Below are 16,845 nucleotides of genomic sequence, written 5' to 3'. Positions count from 1 at the left end.
CACTACTCCTCGGTCAGGAGCTCGTCGGCTCGTGCGGCCGCGTCCGCGAACGCCTCGTCGATCGGCTTGTCGGCGAAGACCACCGACGCGGTCCACGCGTTACGGAAGGTCTGCCAGATCTCGGTGGAGTTCGGCACGTTCGGCACCTCCACGATGCGGCCCGCCTGACCGGCGAACTGCTCGTAGTCGGGATGCCCGGCGAAGTAGCTCGCGTACGTCGCGGGCAGGTTCTGCCGCATGGGCATCTGGCCGGTCAGCTCGAGAAGGCGGCCGTCCGCGTCCTCGCTGGTCGCGTACTTCACGAAGTCCCATGCGGTGAGGCGGTTCTCGCAGGCGAAGTAGACGGCCAGCGACTTCTCGTCGCTGAACGTGTAGATCTGGTCGGCCGGCTTGCCGTCCTCGGTCGGGATGGGCACGGCGCCCCAGTCGATGTCGTCCTTGTAGACGGAGATCGCCCACGGTCCGACGATCGCCATCGCGGCCTGGCCGTCCGCGAACGAGTCGCCGTTGTACTTCTCCTGCGGGGCGAGCTTCTCCGCGTACAGGGTGCGCCAGAAGTTCCCGACCGCGATGCCGTCGGCGGAGTCGAACGTGGCGGCGCCGTCCTCGACGAGTTGCTGCCGGGTCCGCGCCGCGGCCAGCGGGTAGTAGTCGAACCAGGACTGGAAGAACTCGCTCGACGGCGCCGGCCAGATCGCCGCGTGCGCGACACCCTTCCGCACCAGGGTCCGCGAGGTCTGCAGGAACTGATCCCACGTGGTCAGCGGCGGGTTCACCGTGTCGATGCCGGCCTGCGCGAAGAGCTTCTTGTTGTAGAAGATCATCACCGGGTTGACCTTCCACGGGATCTGGTAGAAGCGCCCGTCCGGCGACCGGTACTGATCGGCGACCGACGCCCCGGTCCGCGCCTCGACGTAGGAGTCGCCGTCGGGGAAGGTGTCGAGCGGCACCAGGCCGCCGGCCTTCTGGAACTGCGGCACCGCGGAGGGGGCGGTGTTCATCACGACGCAGGGCGCGTTGCCCGCGACGATGGAGGCGTAGATGACCTCCTCCGACGTCTTCCCGGCGGGGATCTGCTGCGCCGTCACCTTCTGATCCGGATGCTCGGCGTTCCAGCCGGCGACCACGTCCTCACCCCAGGCCACCTCCTCCGGGTTCGTCGAGAGCCACACCTCGATCGGGCCACGCGAGGTGTTCGCGGACTCCGGCGGTCCGCCACCGTCCGAAAGGCAACCCGCGAGCAGGACCGTCACGGTGCCGGCCGCGAGAACGGAAATCAGGCCCCTTCTCATGTCCCGGATCCTCCCCCTCGGGCCTTTGATTGAGGAAGGCGCATTTGCGAATAATCGTCGATGGAAACATTCGATCAAACCAGGATTAACACTATTGACCGCTCTCAATCGAGCCGTGAAGATCACGACCATGAGTCGCAGCCGCCCCCTCGCCCGGATCGGGGCCACGTCCGGCCTCACCGTCCTCCTCCTGGCCGCCTCCGCCACCCCGGCGTTCGCCGCGCCGCCCGGCAGCCTGCCGCAGAACGCCGGCGGGTACGAACAGTCCTTCTCCCCCGCGTACGACTACGACACCGACGGCTGTTACGCCGTCCCGGCGATCGGCCCGGACGGCACCCTCAACGGCGGCCTCAACACCACCGGCGCCGTGAACGGCAGCTGCCGCGACCAGTCCGATCTGGACAACTCACAGACCTACGCCCGCTCGAAGTGCAACAACGGCTGGTGCGCGATCGTCTACGCCAGCTACTTCGAGAAGGACCAGGCCGTCGCCGGCAGCGGACTCGGCGGCCACCGCCACGACTGGGAGCACGTCATCTCCTGGGTGAGCCAGTCGTCGAACCAGGTCGAGTACGTGAGCACCACGCAGCACAGCTCGCAGAAGACCTATCCGCGCTCGCAGGTGCGGTTCGACGGCAGCCACCCGAAGACCGTCTACCACAAGGACGGCGCCTCGACGCACTTCTTCCGCCTCGCCAACGCCAACGACGAGCCGCCGGAGAACCACTACCACAACTGGCGTTACCCGCCCCTGGTCGACTGGAACGGCTACCCCACCGTCGCCCTGCGCGACAAGCTGATGGCCGCCGATTTCGGTTCGGCCACCATCAAGATCTCCGACGGCCGCTTCGAATCCCTGCTCAACGCCGCCAAGCCGTCAGGAATCGCCTTCAACCCGTACGGCTAGGTCCTCACCGCCGCCCTCGATGTCGAGAGCCGCCGCTGCCGGCCCGGCGAGGAGCCCGGCCGGCAGCGACAGGAGATCCACGAAGGTCAGCCCACGCGTTCGATGACGGCTCGGCGGATCAGGAACTTGCCGGGCTCGCGGACCTCTTCGAAGGCGGCGTTGTTGAGCAGGACGCAGCTGCCCGAGGTGGTCGCCACGGTGACGGTGATGCTCTTGGCGTTGTCCAGGTTGGTCACCTTGAGGCGGGTGCCGATCGGGAAGGTGCCGCTGGAGGCCGCGGGGGCGCCCGCCTCGCCGGAGAGGGTGACCGTCGAGCCGGCGCAGACGACGTCACCCGCCGCGTCGTCAGCGTCATCCGCTTCCTCCGCGGGCGCCTCTGCCGCCGGCGACTCGGCGGGAGGCTCGGCGGGCGACTCGGCGGGAGGCTCGGCCGCGGGAGGCTCGGCCTCAGGTGAGTCCTCGGGTGACGCTTCCGGCGGGGCCTCGGGCGGGGCCGCCACCGCGCCGTCGCAGCCGCCCTGCGCCTTCTGCACGTTGATCAGGTCGAGCACGGCCTGCCGGTTCGCCAGGACGGCCTCGGTCTGGGCGTTCGGGTTGGCGCGCTGGTCCGCCATGAACTGCTGGGTGGCACGGATCTGCTCGTCGAGACCGTCGCAGAACGTCGAGGCGCTGGACAGCCCCGTTCCCACGGCGAGGCCGCCGCCGACCACCACGGCCGCGACGGCCCCGATCACGATTCTGCGATTACGTCCGCTGAAGCCGCTGCCCGGCCGCCTGTAGGTGCGTCTCATGCCCGCTTCTACGTAACGGCGATCACCACAGGACGGCAGACGTACCTTAAAGATCCTTAAATCAACTCGCGAGGAACGATCGGATCTGCGTGAGCACGCTCGTGTCGGTCAGGAAACCGATGTGGGTCTGGCACGCCACGTAGTTGTTCGTCGCTCCACTGAGCACGGTGCTGGTGTAGGGGATGATGATGCCGTCACACGGCGAGTACCAGGTGCCGTACTTCGTGCTGCCGGGCGTCTCGTCCCCGGCGGTGATCGTGCCGATGAACGACGAGCCGGGGTACATCTGCTGGCACGTCACGTAGATCAGGCAGGCGCTCGCGTAGGTGGTGCCGTGGTTGGCGCCGGCGATCGACGCGAGGTGCCGGACGTACTGGTTGCCGCCCAGCACCTTCAGGTAGTACTGGCTGACCAGGCCGCCCATCGAGTGGTTGACGATGTCGACCTGTGCCGCGCCGGTGCGCGCACGGACCTGGCTGACGTAGGTGGCCAGCCCCTGCGCGTTGGTGATGTTGTTGCCGTAGGAGTTGTACTCGTACGCGAAGAGCTCGCTGCTCGCATAGCCGCCGGCCCGGAACACCGAGATCGCGGTGGTCCAGTTCGAGGCGCTGCCGGTGTAACCGTGGACGAAGACGACCGGCGTGCCCGGGGCGGCGGTGGCCGGAAGGGCCGGGCTCAGGGCGAGCGCGGCCAGCAGAGCGGTGAGGAGGACGGCAAGACGACGCATGGAACCTCCAGGAAGGAAGGGGAGATTGCATCGTCAGTGCAGTAAGACGGCGACACATCGGTGAAATCACCGGCGCACGCTCATGTTAGGTTCGCCTAACCTAATAGGACGGCCGGAAAGAGTGATGTCCATGCTTCCCATTCGCCGGATCGCACCCCTGGCGATCGGCTCGCTTCTGGCCCTCGGGCTGCCCGCCGCGGCCTCGGCCGCCGAGCCGGGCGGCGCGCCCGGAGCGGTGATCACGTCGACGCCGCTGCCCGGGAAGGAAGCACCCGGAAGTACCGCGTCGTCGCTCACCTACTGGACGGAGGACTCGCTCGGCCAGCCCCGCCAGGCGCTCGCCACCGTCTACACCCCGACCGGCGCGGCGCCGGCCGGCGGCTGGCCGATCCTGGCCTACGCCCACGTCACCGCCGGACTGAGCGACGACTGCGCCTACACCGACGACTACGGGACCGCGGCGGCCGACGTCAACGTGGTCACCCCGTGGATCGAGGCCGGCTTCGCGTTCGTCGCGACCGAGTACATCGGCATCGGCACCGCCGGCTCGCACGCCTACCTGGACGCGAACGCCGAGGCCAATGCGGTGATCGATTCGGTACGCGCGGCCCGCTCGGTGTCATCGGCGCTCTCCGCGAACTACGTGGTCAACGGGATCTCGCAAGGCGGGCACGCCACGCTCGCCACCGCGGCGAAGGCGGCCGAGCGAGCGCCGGAACTCCACCTCGCCGCCGCCATGGCGGACGCCCCCGCCACGAAGGTCGAGGGTTACATCCCGCTCGCCGGCCCGTACATCCCGCCGCTGCCCGCGCCCGACTACACCACCTACGTCTCCTACATCCTGGCCGGACTGGAGACGGCCCGCCCGGACTTCGACCTCGGCGCCTACCTGACGCCGCTGGGCCGCACCGTCATCGACGACGCGCACCGGCTCTGCTACTTCGACATGAACACCCGCACGCAGGGCATCGGGATCGGCCAGATGCTGAAGAAGCCGCTCAGCTCCGGCCAGTTCCCGTCGGTGCTGCGGGCGGTCACGACGCTGCCGGTGTCCGGTTATGACGCGCCGGTGCTGGTGAACCAGGGTCGCTTCGACGTGGTCGCCTTCCCGTTCCTGACCGACCTGCAGGTCACCGAGATGAAGGTGCGCGGCGTGGACGTCACCTACAAGAACTACGCGGCCGGCCACAACGTGTGGGCGCAGGCGCTGCCGAACGACATCGCCTTCGCCCGCGAGCACCTCGGCTGATCCCGGCGAGCAGTGGTGAAGCCCGGGTGGCGCCGGTGACACCGGAACAACAGATCGACATCAGTTGATATCCGGACACATCGGTGTGATGCTGTTTCGGGAGCGCTCCCATCCCCGAGTCACCGGGAGCTCCCGACAACCGCACAAGGAGGACCCACCGTGCCCCCACACGAGTCCCATCGCATCCGCCGGCCCGCCCAGGCGCTGCTCGTGGCCCTGGCCGTCATGCTCAGCCTGCTCCCCGGCAGCGGCGCGGCCCAGGCACACGGCACCATCGTCAACCCGGCGTCCCGCGCCTACCAGTGCTGGCAGACCTGGGGCAGCCAGCACATGAACCCGGCCATGCAGCAGCAGGATCCGATGTGCTGGCAGGCGTTCCAGGCCAACCCGGACACCATGTGGAACTGGATGAGCGCCCTGCGCGACGGCCTCGGCGGCCAGTTCCAGGCCCGTACTCCCGACGGGCAGCTGTGCAGTAACGGCCTCACCCGCAACGACAGCCTGAACCAGCCGGGCGCCTGGAAGCAGACCACGCTCAGCCGGAACTTCACGGTTCAGCTGTACGACCAGGCGAGCCACGGCGCCGACTACTTCCGCGTCTACGTCAGCAAGCAGGGGTTCAACCCGGCCACCCAGAAACTCGGCTGGGGCAACCTCGACTTCATCACGCAGACCGGCAGGTACGCGCCGTCGCAGAACATCTCGTTCCCCATCTCCACGTCCGGCTACACCGGGCACCACGTCCTCTTCGTCATCTGGCAGGCCTCGCACCAGGACCAGGCCTACATGTGGTGCAGCGACGTGAATTTCGTCTGATCCGCACGGCGCTCCCGGTTCCGGCCGGGGGCGCCCCCATGACGAGGTGAGAGATGATCGCCCGCAGACATCTGCTGGTGGCGCTGGTTCTGGCGATGTCGGCCGGCGCTGCCGTCCTCCTGCACACGAAGCCGGATCCGGCGGCCCTTGAGGACCAGCTCACCGATCGGATGCGGAGCACGCTGGAACGGTCCGATCCTCAGCAGCATCAGCACGCCGGTCACGGCGCCGGGACGAAGGGCACGGTGATCTGCGGCGTCCGCGTCTACGGCCACGAGCCGGCCGGGGCGACCGAGGTCGACGAGGTGACGACCGTCTACGGCTTCCACCTCTGCGGGGTCGCCGAGACCGGGACGCCGTGGGACGTGGCGGTCAAGCTGGCCGGCCCGGTCATCCTGGACATGTCGGCCGATCCGGTGGGCATCCGGGTGGTCGAGGCGACGGCCGAGGTGAAGTACGTCGACCGGCTGCACCAGATGTTCCCGCCGGAGTACGCCGCGCTCGCCACCACCGAGGCCCTGTCCGAGACGGAGATGGCCGGACTGCGCGGCCGTTACGACGAGGCGGCACGGCGCAGCTCCTGACGGGCGATCGTACGCCGGTGCACCGCGTCCGGGCCGTCGACGATGCGCAGGACCCGGGCCCAGGCGTAGAAGTAGGCGAGCGGGGTGTCGTCGCTGACGCCGGCGCCGCCGAAGACCTCGATCGCCCGGTCGATCACCTTCGTCGCGACGGCCGGCGCGGCCACCTTGATCGCGGCGATCTCGGTGCGAGCCGAACGAGCTCCGGCCGTGTCGATCAGCCAGGCGGTCTTCTGCACGAGCAGCCGCACCTGGTCGATCTCGATCCGCGAGTCGGCGATGAGCTGCTGCACCACGCCCTGCTCGGCGAGCGGCACACCGAAGGCGGTCCGGCTCTGCGAACGTTGCGCCATCAGCGCCAAGGCACGCTCGGCCATCCCGATGGCCCGCATCGCATGGTGGATCCGGCCCGGGCCGAGGCGCGCCTGGGCGAGGGCGAAACCGGAGCCCTCCTCGCCGATCAGGTTGGCGGCGGGAACCCGTACATCGGAGAAGTCGATCTCGCAGTGCCCGTGCTGATCCTGGTAGCCGAAGATCGGCAGGTCGCGGACCACCTCCACACCGGGGGTGTCGCGCGGCACGATGATCATGGACTGCTGGCGGTGAGGTGACGCGGCGGGATCGGTCTTGCCCATCACGATGAAGACCCGGCAGCGCTCGTCGGAGACACCGGTGATCCACCACTTGCGGCCGTTGATCACGTAGTCGGCGCCGTCCCGGACGATCGAGGTCTCGATGTTCGTGGCGTCCGAGGAGGCGACCTGCGGCTCGGTCATGGCGTAGGCGGACCGCAGCGAACCGGCGAGCAGCGGCTCCAGCCAGCGTTCCTTCTGCTCCGGCGTGCCGAACAGGTGCAGCAACTCCATGTTGCCGGTGTCCGGTGCCTGGCAGTTGATCGCCTCCGGCGCGATCACCGGGGACCAGCCGGTGACCTCGGCGACCGACGCGTACTCGAGGTTGGTCAGCCCGGAGACCGACGGCAGGAAGAGATTCCAGAGGCCCCGGTGACGGGCGTCCCGCTTCAGATCCTCGAGGACCGGCGGGGTGGCGTGCGGACCGAGTTCGGCGAGCTGGGCCCGCCAGACCGGTTCGGCGGGGAAGACCCGCTCGCGCATGAACCGCCACATGGCGTCGACCATGTCGGTGGAGAGCCGGCTGGAAGCGAAGTCCACGTCAGACCTTCCCGAGAACGTCGAGTCCGGCCTCGGCGATCCGCGCCGCCTCGCCGGTGAGATCGCCGAAGTCCTGCCCGGCCATCGCCCCCGACCGGACCCGCACGTTGATGTCCTCGGTGATGACCGCGAACTTCAGGTGCGCGAAGGCGAGATAGACGGTCAGGTGCGTGAGGTCGGCGCCGGTCGCCTCGGCGTACCAGGAGGCGATCTCGGCACGCCGCGGGAACCCGAGCGTGCGGGTGATCGATGGAGCCAGCAGCCACGGCTGCTCACCGGGCTCACGCCAGTAGAACAGCAGGAGTCCCAGGTCGGCGAGGGGGTCGCCGAGCGTGGACATCTCCCAGTCGAGGACAGCATTGATCTTGGAGGACGAGAGGTCCAGCACACAGTTGTCGAGGCGGAAGTCGCCGTGCACGAGCGACTGACCGGTGCTCACCGGCAGGGCGGCGGCGAGCGCGGCGGCCAGCTCGTCGACGGCGAGCACCCCGTCCTGCCCGACCGCCTCCCACTGCCTGCTCCAGCGGCGGATCTGACGGGAGAGGAAACCCTCCGGACGACCGAAATCGGTCAGGCCCGCCTTCTCCACATCGACGGTGTGGATCGCGGCGAGGGCACGGACGAGATTGCCGGCGACCACGCGCGGGTCCACCGCCGGAAGCTTGTCGCGCACGACGACGCCGGGCACCGCCGACATGACGTAGCTGGGCACGCCGAGCAGGTCGCCGGCGGCATCGGCGAGCAGGATCTCCGGTACGGGCACGTCCGTCTCCGCGAGCGCCTTCTGCACCCGGATCTCGCGGCCCATGTCGTGCGCGCTCTCCCGGACCTCGCCCTCGGGCGGGCGCCGCAGGATCACCTCGCCGGCGGCCGACCGGAGCCGGTACGTCAGGTTCGACTTCCCACCGGTGATCAGCTCCGCCTCGAGATCCCGCCAGGCGTCGTCCTTCAACGCCTCCGCGAGGGCCGGGCCGAGCCGCGCCCTCACCGGGTCTCCAGCACGTCACGCGCGATGATCAGCTTCATGATCTCGGTGGTGCCGCCGTAGATCGTGGTGACCCGGGTGTCGGCGTAGGCACGGGCGATCGGGTACTCCAGCATGTAGCCGTAGCCGCCGTGCAGCTGCAGGCAGCGGTCCACGATCCGCTTGTGCATCTCGGTGGCCCACCATTTGGCCTTCGCGGCGTCGACGGCGGACAGCTCATCGGCGTTGAAGCGCAGCACGGCGTCGTCCACGTACGCCTGGGTCACCTCCAGCTCGGTGACCATCTCGGCCACGGCGAACTGGGTGTTCTGGAACTCGGCGAGCTGCTTGCCGAACGCCCTGCGGTCCCGGACGTAGTGAAGAGTCCAGGCCAGCGCGGCCCGGGCGCCGGCGCAGGCGGTCACCGCGATGTTGAGGCGTTCCAGCGGCAGGTGCGCCATCAGCGCGTGCAGCCCGCGGCCCTCCTCGCCGAGCAACGCGCTCTGCGGCACGCGGACGCCGTCGAAGTTCAGCTCGGCGGTGTCCTGCGCCTTGAGGCCGAGTTTGCGCAGCTTGCGACCGCGGGTGAATCCCGGCGTGCCGTCCTCGACGACGAACAGGCTGAACGCGCCGTCGCCGGTGCGGGCCACCACCACGACGAGGTCGGCGTTGATGCCGTTGGTGATGAACGTCTTCGAGCCGTCGAGCACCCACGCGTCGCCGTCGCGGACCGCCGAGGTGCGGATGCCCTTGAGGTCGGAGCCGGTGCCGGGCTCGGTCATCGCGATCGCCCCGATCCACTCCCCCGACGCGAGCTTCGGCAGCCACTGCTTGCGCTGCTCGCCGGCGGCCAGGTCGATGAAGTAGGGCAGCACCACGTCGGTCTGCGCGGCGAAACCGGCGGCCAGCGAGTTGGCGCCGACCCGGGCCGTCTCCTCGATCATCGCGGTCCGGAAGCGGTAGTCGCCGATGCCGCCGCCACCGAACTCCTCCGGCACCGGCAGCCCGAGGTAGCCGAGGTCACCGGCGATCCGCCAGATGCGGCGCGGGATCTCCGAGGCCTCCTCCCAGTCGTCGACGTGCGCGGCCACCTCGCGGGCGACGAACTCCTTGACGCTGTCCCGGAAGGCCTGGTGCTCGTCGTCGAAGAGCGAGCGTCGTGCGTAAAGGTCGGTCATTCTGAGAACGCCTCTCGTCTACTTAGCGAGCGCTAACTAGAATTCGGGCCACTGTGGCGGAAAGTCAAGAGGAGCACCCGTGGACATTTTTCGACTCGACGGCAAGGTCGCCCTGGTTACCGGCGCGAGCTCCGGTCTCGGGGCCGGTTTCGCCCGTACCCTCGCCGCCGCAGGCGCCGACGTCGCGCTCGTCGCCCGCCGCGCCGAACGCCTCACCGACCTCGCGGAGAAGGTGCGCGCCGGAGGCACGCGCGTGATCACCCACGCCGCCGACGTCGGCGACCCGGAGCAGTGCGCCGCCGCCGTCGCCGCGACCGTGACCGCTTTCGGCCGGGTCGACGTGCTGATCAACAACGCCGGGATCGGGCATGCGGTGCCGGCGTCGCGGGAGACCCCGTCCGCGTTCGAGGCGGTGCTCAAGGTGAACCTGGCCGGACCGTTCTGGATGGCACAGGCCTGCGCGCCGCACATGCCGCGAGGATCATCGATCGTGAACGTCGCCAGCGTGCTCGGGCACATCGCGCCGCCGTTCCCGCAGGCCGCCTACGCAGCGAGCAAGGCCGGCGTCCTCGGGCTCACCCGCGACCTCGCCCAGGAATGGTCCGCACGCAAGGGCATCCGGGTGAACGCGCTGTGCCCCGGATACTTCGCCAGCGAGATGACCGCGAATGATGATGAGCAGCTGCGGGCGATGGTCGCCCGCAACAGCATGCTCGGCCGGTTCGGGGAGCAGTCGGAACTGGACGGGGCGCTGCTGTTCCTGGCCTCGTCCGCCTCCTCCTACGTGACCGGGACGAGCCTGATCGTCGACGGGGGCATGGCCGCGCAATGAGTGACTGGAATGTCGAACTCTCACCGATCCTCGCGGTGTCGCTCGATCAGATCGTCCGGCACGGGTACGACGCGACCAGCGTCCGCAAGATCGCCGGCGAGGTGGGGGTGACCGTTCCGGCCCTGTACTACCACTTCGAGAACAAGCAGGCGATCCTGATGGCGCTGCTCGATCACGCCATGCGGATCGTCACGAGCCACGTCGACGCCGCCCTGGAGAAGGCCGGTTCCGACCCGGCCGCCCGGCTCAGCGGGGCGGTCGAGGCGATCGTCCTCTACATGGCGCACCACCGTGACCTGGCGTTCCTCGACTCCGAACGGCGGTCGCTGACGCCGGTGAATCTCGCTCGCTACGTCGCCCACCGCGACCGGATCGAGGGCCTGCTGCGGGACAGCATCGCGGACGGCCGTCGTGCGGGGACGTTCCGGACACCTCTGTCGCCGGCGGCGTGCGGGCGGGCGATCCTGTCCATGTGCCAGGGGGTGGCCGGGTGGTTCCAGCCCGGCGGTCCGCAGACGGCCGAGGAGGCGGCCGCGGATTACGTACGCATCGCGCTCGCCGTCGTCCAGTCAGCGTAGACCGTTATTGTCGGTGGCATGACCGTGAGGGCCGACCTGACCCGTTCCCTGATCCTGGATGCCGCCGTCACCTGCCTGCTGCGGGACGGCTACGCCCGGACCAGCACCATCTCGATCCAGGCCGAGGCCGGCATGTCGCGCGGCCGGATGCTGCACCAGTTCCCGTCCAAGGAGGAGTTGCTGGTCGCGTCGGCGCACCACATCTTCGCGACGCAGCTCGCCCAGCCGGTGCCTCCCGCCTTGCTGGCGCTCATCGCGGATGCCAGCGGGCCCGGCGAGCGGATCGCCGTGGTGATCGACGTGCTCTGGCAGACGTTCCAGGAGCCGAGTTTCTGGGCGGCCACCGAGCTGTGGGTGGCGGCACGGACCGAGCCGGCTCTGGCTGCCGCCATCCGGCCGGCCGAGAAGCGCCTGGGCCGGGCCATCTGGCAGCGGATGGACCACCTATTCGGGCCGGATCTGGTCGGGCGCCCGCTCTACCTGCCCATCCGTCCGGTGCTGTTCACCAGCATGCGAGGGACGGCCCTCAGCTACGCCTTCGAAGCGCGCGACCCCGCCTCGGAGCCGTTGCTGGAGCACTGGAAGGAGGTCGCGCGGCACGCGCTCATGTCGTAGAAACAGACAGGGTTGACTGTTTCTCGGTTGAAGGGTGAGACTCGGGACGTTCACCGACTTCGAAGGGGATCTCTGTGAGACTGACCGAGCACGACGTCGCCCTCGTCACCGGCGGCGCCTCCGGCCTCGGCCTCGCCACCGTGCGGGCCCTCGCCGCCACCGGTGCCAAGGTCGTGATCGTCGACCTGCCCTCCTCCGACGGGAAAGCCCTCGTCTCCGACGACATCGCGTTCAGCCCCGGCGACGTGACCAGCGAGGAGTCGGTGGCTGCCGCGCTCGACCTGGCCGCCGGCCTGGGCCAGCTGCGGGTGGTGGTCAACTGTGCGGGGATCGGGACGCCGGCGCGGGTGCTCGGGAAGAACGGCCCGTTCCCCTATGACTTGTTCCGCCGGACCGTCGAGGTCAACCTCCTGGGCACGTTCAACGTGATCCGGCTGGCTTCGCAGTTCTTGACCACAGCCGCGGAGGTCGACGGCGAGCGCGGTGTCATCGTCAACACCGCCTCGGTCGCCGCCTTCGAGGGCCAGATCGGCCAGGCCGCGTACTCCGCTTCCAAGGGCGGCATCGTCGGCATGACCCTGCCGATCGCCCGCGAGCTGGCCTCCTCGCTGGTCCGGGTGGTCACCATCGCGCCCGGCCTGTTCGAGACGCCGCTGCTCGCCGGTCTCCCGGAGGATGCTCGTATATCGCTCGGCGCGCAGGTGCCGCATCCCTCCCGGCTCGGTCAGCCGTCGGAGTTCGCCGATCTCGTGACGGCGATCGTCGCCAATCCCATGCTCAACGGCGAGACGATCCGGCTCGACGGCGCGATCCGGATGGCACCCCGATGAAGACGCGATTCACCGAGGCCTTCGGTATCCAGCACCCCATCGTGCAGGGCGGCATGCAGTGGGTGGGCCGTGCCGAACTCGCCGCCGCGGTCTCCGACGCCGGCGGCCTGGGCATGATCACCGCCCTGACCCAGCCCACCCCCGCCGACCTGGCGCGGGAGATCGAGCGCGCGCGCACGCTCACCGGCAAGCCGTTCGGCGTCAACCTCACCATCCTGCCGACGATCAAGCCGCCGCCCTACGACGAGTACCGGAAGGTCATCGTCGACTCCGGCGTGACGATCGTGGAGACCGCCGGGTCGAATCCCGAGCCGCACATGGAGCTCTTCAAGAGCCACGACGTCAAGATCATTCATAAATGTACGAGCGTCCGCCACGCCCTCAAGGCCGAAGCCGTCGGAGTGGACGCGGTCAGCATCGACGGCTTCGAGTGCGCCGGCCACCCGGGCGAGGACGACATCCCCGGGCTCGTCCTGATCCCGGCCGCCACCAGCCGGCTCACCATCCCGGTCCTGGCATCCGGCGGCTTCGCCGACGCCCGGGGCCTGGTCGCCGCGCTGGCCCTCGGCGCCGACGGCGTCAACATGGGCAGCCGCTTCATGTGCACCGTCGAATCCCCGATCCACGACAAGGTCAAGCAGGCCATCGTCGACGGCGACGAGCGCGGCACCCAGCTGATCTTCCGCCAGCTGCGGAACACGGCACGGGTGGCCGGCAACGAGGTCAGCCGCTCGGTCGTGGAGATTCTGGAGGGCGGCGGCACGTTCCCGGACATCGCTCCGCTGGTGGCCGGTGTCCGCGGCCGCAAGGTGTTCGAGGACGGCGACCTGGACGCCGGCATCTGGACGGTCGGCATGGTCCAAGGCCTGATCAACGACGTGCCGACCTGCGCCGAACTCATCGACCGCATCGTCACCGAGGCCTCGTCGCTCATCACGCGCCGGCTCGCCGCGACGGTGGCGTGATGAGCGACATCGACTGCCACCGTGACGGCCCGGTGCTGCGCCTGACCTTCAACCGGCCGCACGTCCTCAACGCCGTGACCTCGCAGGTGCTCGACGATCTGACCGAGCTGCTGACCGAGACGGCCGAGGATCCCGCGGTACGGGTGATAGTCCTGTCCGGAGCGGGCCGGGCCTTCAGCTCCGGGGCCGACCTGACGACGGTCACCGACGCCCCGCCCGCCGCGACCCTGCACTCCGCCAACCAGCTGATCCGTACCCTCATCGCGCTCCCCCAGCCGGTCGTGGCATCGGTGCACGGCCCGGCCGCCGGCGTGGGCTGCTCGATCGCGCTGGCCTGCGACTTCGTCCTGGCGTCGACCGACGCGTTCTTCCAGCTGGCCTTCGTCAAGGTGGGCCTCATGCCGGACGGCGGCGCCACCCTGCTGGTCCCGGCGAACATCGGCCGCGCCCGGGCCATGTCCCTCTCCCTGCTCGGCGAACGCCTGCCCGCCACCACCGCCGCCGAGTGGGGCCTGATCCACCGCGTCGTCGACCCGTCCTCCCTGAAGAACGACGTGGACGAGCTGGCCACCAGGCTCTCCCGCGCGGCGCCCCTGGCCTTGACCGCCGCCAAGCGAGCGGTGAACGCCGCTACGCTGGGCGTCCTCGAGGACAGCCTGAAGCGCGAGGCGGAGGGGCAGTCGGCCCTCCTCGAAAGCTCCGATTTCCAGACGGCGCTGGCTGCTTTTCGCTCGAAGCAGACGCCCTATTTCACTGGCCGCTGACCGTCCCTCCACCACAAATCTTGAGCGATCGCGGACCTCGGGATGGGCACGATCGCCCAAGATCTGGGAGGGGCGGCACGGCAGGCAGGCATGACGGCGGCATGAAGGCAGGCGGGCAGCGTGGCAGACATTGACTTCCTGGCCGCTGATCGCCTCGCAAGGCAGATCTTGAGCGATCTCAGACCCCCGGCTGTGCATGATCGCTCAAGATCGGCAAACGGCGAGCGGCACCACCGCTGACAGCATGACCCCGACCGGCCCAGCGATGCCCCGGCCGGACCTGCCCTGCCTTGCCCTGCCCTGACCAGCCCTGCCCTGGACCTCCCGTGCCCTGACCGGACCAGCACTGCCCCGACCAACACTGCCGTGACCGGCCGAGCATGAGTTCGATCGACCGAGCCCTGTTCGGCCGAAGCTTTCAGCCCCGCTCGACCCCGAATCTTGAGCGACTTTGTCCAGCCAGGGATCGACGATCGCTCAAGATCTGGGGAACACTACCGCCGTCGATGGATCGCCCCGGCCCGGCCGCCGCCCGCCGGCCGCCGCCCGCCGCCCGCCGCCCGCCGCGGATCTTGAGCGATCGTGCACACCCGGATGTGCAGGATCGCTCAAGATCTGCAGACGGCACCCACCGCTGACAGCATTACCCGGGCCGGATCGACCCAGCACCACCCCGGCCGCTCAGAACCACCCCGGCCGCTCAGCACCATCCCGGCCGGCTCAGCACCATCCCGCACCAGCCCGGCCGGCTCAGAATCACCCCGGCCTGCCCCCATCACCACCCCGACCAGCCCCAGCACCATCCCGGCCGGCCGCGCATCGACCCGATCGACCGAGCATGAGGCCGAGTCCTGTTCGGCCGAAGCTCTCAGCCCCGCTCAACCTCGAATCTTGAGCAACTTTGTCCCACGAGGGATCGACGATCGCTCAAGATCTGGCAGTGCTCCCTCCGCCGAAGGATCGCCCCCACGCCCACGCCCACGCCCACGCCCACGCCCACGCCCACAGCGAATCTTGAGCGATCGCGCACACCCGGCTGTGCACGATCGCTCAAGATCTGGGGAGGGCCGATGACATCGACGGCCGGGCCGGCATCGGAGCTCCAGGCGAAGTCAGGCAATGGCGGGAGCAGCCACCTCGGAGACCCGTGCACGGGCTCGGCGCGCCGGGCGGTCGAGGAAGAGCAGCACCAGCAGGCCACCGACCGCGAAGACGATGGCGCCCAGGGCGTAGCTCAGCCGGTAGGCGTTCTCGGTCGGCAGCGAGACCGGGCCATAGGACTCCGACTGCGCGGCCAGGATCGTGATGACCAGGGCGCCGCCGATGGTGCCGCCGACGGTGCGCATGATGGAGTTGACCGAGTTGGCGATGCCGGTCTCGGCCGGCTGCACGTGGCTGACCAGCAGGGCGGGCATCGCGGCGTACGCCATCGCGATCGCGCAGCTGGCCACCACGAAGGCCGTGATGGTCTCCGCCCGGGTGCCGTGCAGGACCGTCAGCGACGCCATGCCGAGGGCGGCCAGGCCACAGGCCAGGACCAGGACGTTCCGTGCGCCGATCCGCCCCATCAGCCGGCCGGCGAGCGGGCCCATGACGACGCTGGCAGCCGCGCCCGGCAGCAGGAAGATCAGGCTGGTCTGCAGCGAGGTGGCGGTGAAGCCGAACCCGGTCGCGGCGCGCGGGCTCTGCACGAAGTAGCTGGTGGCGAGCTGCAGGGCGAACATCGCGAAGCCCACCGCCATGGCCGCCAGGTTGGCGATCAGGATCGGACGGCGGCGCAGCATCTCGACGGAGACGAGCGGGGCGGCGGTGCGGCGTTCGAGGAACCAGAAGCCGACCAGGATGACGATCGCGGCGGCGAAGAGGATCAGCACGCGGGGTGACGTCCAGCCCCAGGTGTGGCCCTGCGAGATCGGCAGCAGCAGGCTGACGAGACCGGCGGAGAGCACGATGGCGCCGAGCACGTCGACGCGGCCGCCACTGCCGGCGCGCCGGGGCAGGGTGAAGGCGAGCGCGAGGGCCACGGCGGTGACCGCGGCGCTGAGCCAGAAGATCCGGCGGTAGTCGGCGTCACCCTGGGTGAGCAGCCCGGCGGCGACCAGCGCGACACCGCCGCCGACACCGAGCGTCGACGAGACGGTGGCCATGCCGCTCGTCAGCCGGGCGGCGGGCAGTTCGTGGCGCAGCAGGCTCATGCCGAGCGGGAACAGGCCGAAGCTGGTGCCCTGCAGGACGCGGGCGACGATCAGCCAGGTCACGTCGTGCGCGGTCGCGGCGAGCACGCTGCCGGCGAGGGTCACGACGAGGGTGCCGATGAAGACCGGCTTGATGCCGACGACGTGCCCGAGGCGGCCGAGCAGCGGGGTGCAGGCGGAGGCGGCGAGCAGGGTCGCGGTGGTCACCCAGCCGACCACGGTGGGGTCGGCGTCCAGCTGCTGCGCGATCTGCGGCAGCACCGGAACGGGGATCGATTGGATCAGCGAGAGCAGGAACGTCGCGGCCGCGGCGGCGAGGAGCAACAGCCTCGGGGGTACGGATCGGGTCACGCCGCACACGGTAACCTGCTTTTTCGACGGCCCGTCGA

17 protein-coding genes are annotated in these 16,845 nt (G+C 69.6%); 10 read left to right on the top strand and 7 right to left on the bottom strand.

Annotation, left to right across the window (positions count from 1 at the left end):
- Nucleotides 1–2 precede the first annotated feature (2 nt).
- The gene (locus tag EP757_RS25755) at nucleotides 3–1,292 is read right to left on the bottom strand and encodes an ABC transporter substrate-binding protein (RefSeq protein ID WP_127550178.1); all 1,290 of its coding nucleotides are present in this window, start codon (nucleotides 1,290–1,292) and stop codon (nucleotides 3–5) included.
- 130 nt (nucleotides 1,293–1,422) lie between these two features.
- Between EP757_RS25755 and EP757_RS25750 the strand changes: the two genes are divergently transcribed.
- Nucleotides 1,423–2,199 carry an NPP1 family protein gene (locus tag EP757_RS25750; protein WP_127550176.1) on the top strand — a complete coding sequence of 259 codons (777 nt, stop codon included), beginning with the start codon at nucleotides 1,423–1,425 and terminating at the stop codon, nucleotides 2,197–2,199.
- A gap of 86 nt (nucleotides 2,200–2,285) precedes the next feature.
- On the opposite strand, the gene EP757_RS25745 is transcribed toward EP757_RS25750, so the two are convergent.
- Both EP757_RS25745 and EP757_RS25740 read right to left on the bottom strand, forming a co-directional pair.
- Complete coding sequence (locus EP757_RS25745; RefSeq protein WP_127550174.1) at nucleotides 2,286–2,990, bottom strand: hypothetical protein; 705 nt, start codon at nucleotides 2,988–2,990, stop codon at nucleotides 2,286–2,288.
- Between the two features lie 61 nt (nucleotides 2,991–3,051).
- Nucleotides 3,052–3,717, bottom strand: coding sequence for a triacylglycerol lipase (locus EP757_RS25740; protein ID WP_127550172.1), 666 nt, complete (start codon nucleotides 3,715–3,717; stop codon nucleotides 3,052–3,054).
- A gap of 130 nt (nucleotides 3,718–3,847) precedes the next feature.
- On the opposite strand from EP757_RS25740, the gene EP757_RS25735 reads away from it, so the two are divergent.
- From EP757_RS25735 to EP757_RS25725, 3 genes are all read left to right on the top strand, one after another.
- Nucleotides 3,848–4,966, top strand: coding sequence for a lipase family protein (locus tag EP757_RS25735; RefSeq protein ID WP_160165886.1), 1,119 nt, complete (start codon nucleotides 3,848–3,850; stop codon nucleotides 4,964–4,966).
- A gap of 159 nt (nucleotides 4,967–5,125) precedes the next feature.
- Complete coding sequence (locus EP757_RS25730) at nucleotides 5,126–5,782, top strand: lytic polysaccharide monooxygenase (RefSeq protein WP_197725378.1); 657 nt, start codon at nucleotides 5,126–5,128, stop codon at nucleotides 5,780–5,782.
- A gap of 53 nt (nucleotides 5,783–5,835) precedes the next feature.
- Nucleotides 5,836–6,366 carry a hypothetical protein gene (locus EP757_RS25725; protein WP_127550168.1) on the top strand — a complete coding sequence of 177 codons (531 nt, stop codon included), beginning with the start codon at nucleotides 5,836–5,838 and terminating at the stop codon, nucleotides 6,364–6,366.
- Here the strand turns inward: EP757_RS25725 and EP757_RS25720 are convergent.
- Genes EP757_RS25720 through EP757_RS25710 form a run of 3 tightly spaced genes read right to left on the bottom strand, consistent with a single transcriptional unit; the run spans nucleotide 6,336 to nucleotide 9,677 of the window.
- Entirely contained in the window at nucleotides 6,336–7,535 is a 1,200-nt protein-coding gene (locus EP757_RS25720; RefSeq protein WP_127550166.1) for an acyl-CoA dehydrogenase family protein, read from the bottom strand. The two genes, EP757_RS25725 and EP757_RS25720, sit on opposite strands and share 31 nt — an antisense overlap.
- A gap of 1 nt (nucleotide 7,536) precedes the next feature.
- Nucleotides 7,537–8,523 (bottom strand): phosphotransferase family protein, encoded by a 987-nt coding sequence (locus EP757_RS25715; RefSeq protein WP_127550164.1) that lies wholly within the window; start codon nucleotides 8,521–8,523, stop codon nucleotides 7,537–7,539.
- A complete protein-coding gene (locus tag EP757_RS25710; protein ID WP_127550162.1) occupies nucleotides 8,520–9,677 on the bottom strand; it encodes an acyl-CoA dehydrogenase family protein in 1,158 nt (385 codons plus the stop codon). The genes EP757_RS25715 and EP757_RS25710 overlap by 4 nt, the downstream gene beginning before the upstream one ends.
- Before the next feature lie 79 nt (nucleotides 9,678–9,756).
- Here EP757_RS25710 and EP757_RS25705 point away from each other — a divergent pair, with 79 nt between their 5' ends.
- The 6 genes from EP757_RS25705 (at nucleotide 9,757) to EP757_RS25680 (ending at nucleotide 14,261) form a co-directional block, all read left to right on the top strand.
- Complete coding sequence (locus EP757_RS25705) at nucleotides 9,757–10,509, top strand: SDR family NAD(P)-dependent oxidoreductase (RefSeq protein ID WP_127550160.1); 753 nt, start codon at nucleotides 9,757–9,759, stop codon at nucleotides 10,507–10,509.
- Complete coding sequence (locus EP757_RS25700; protein ID WP_127550158.1) at nucleotides 10,506–11,087, top strand: TetR/AcrR family transcriptional regulator; 582 nt, start codon at nucleotides 10,506–10,508, stop codon at nucleotides 11,085–11,087. The genes EP757_RS25705 and EP757_RS25700 overlap by 4 nt, the downstream gene beginning before the upstream one ends.
- Before the next feature lie 18 nt (nucleotides 11,088–11,105).
- Nucleotides 11,106–11,702 carry a TetR/AcrR family transcriptional regulator gene (locus EP757_RS25695; protein ID WP_127550156.1) on the top strand — a complete coding sequence of 199 codons (597 nt, stop codon included), beginning with the start codon at nucleotides 11,106–11,108 and terminating at the stop codon, nucleotides 11,700–11,702.
- A 74-nt stretch (nucleotides 11,703–11,776) separates the two neighbouring features.
- On the top strand, nucleotides 11,777–12,532 hold the full coding sequence (locus EP757_RS25690; RefSeq protein ID WP_127550154.1) for an SDR family NAD(P)-dependent oxidoreductase: 756 nt from the start codon (nucleotides 11,777–11,779) through the stop codon (nucleotides 12,530–12,532).
- Nucleotides 12,529–13,497 carry a nitronate monooxygenase family protein gene (locus tag EP757_RS25685; RefSeq protein WP_127550152.1) on the top strand — a complete coding sequence of 323 codons (969 nt, stop codon included), beginning with the start codon at nucleotides 12,529–12,531 and terminating at the stop codon, nucleotides 13,495–13,497. Before EP757_RS25690 ends, EP757_RS25685 begins: the two co-directional genes overlap by 4 nt.
- Nucleotides 13,497–14,261, top strand: coding sequence for an enoyl-CoA hydratase (locus EP757_RS25680; RefSeq protein WP_127550150.1), 765 nt, complete (start codon nucleotides 13,497–13,499; stop codon nucleotides 14,259–14,261). Before EP757_RS25685 ends, EP757_RS25680 begins: the two co-directional genes overlap by 1 nt.
- A gap of 1,112 nt (nucleotides 14,262–15,373) precedes the next feature.
- Here EP757_RS25680 and EP757_RS25675 read toward each other — a convergent pair.
- The gene (locus tag EP757_RS25675) at nucleotides 15,374–16,807 is read right to left on the bottom strand and encodes an MFS transporter (RefSeq protein WP_127550148.1); all 1,434 of its coding nucleotides are present in this window, start codon (nucleotides 16,805–16,807) and stop codon (nucleotides 15,374–15,376) included.
- Nucleotides 16,808–16,845: the final 38 nt, after the last annotated feature.

The sequence above is a fragment of the Actinoplanes sp. OR16 genome (assembly GCF_004001265.1).
In the GTDB taxonomy this organism is placed as follows: Bacteria; Actinomycetota; Actinomycetes; order Mycobacteriales; family Micromonosporaceae; genus Actinoplanes.
This window is presented reverse-complemented; position numbering and strand designations above follow the sequence as displayed.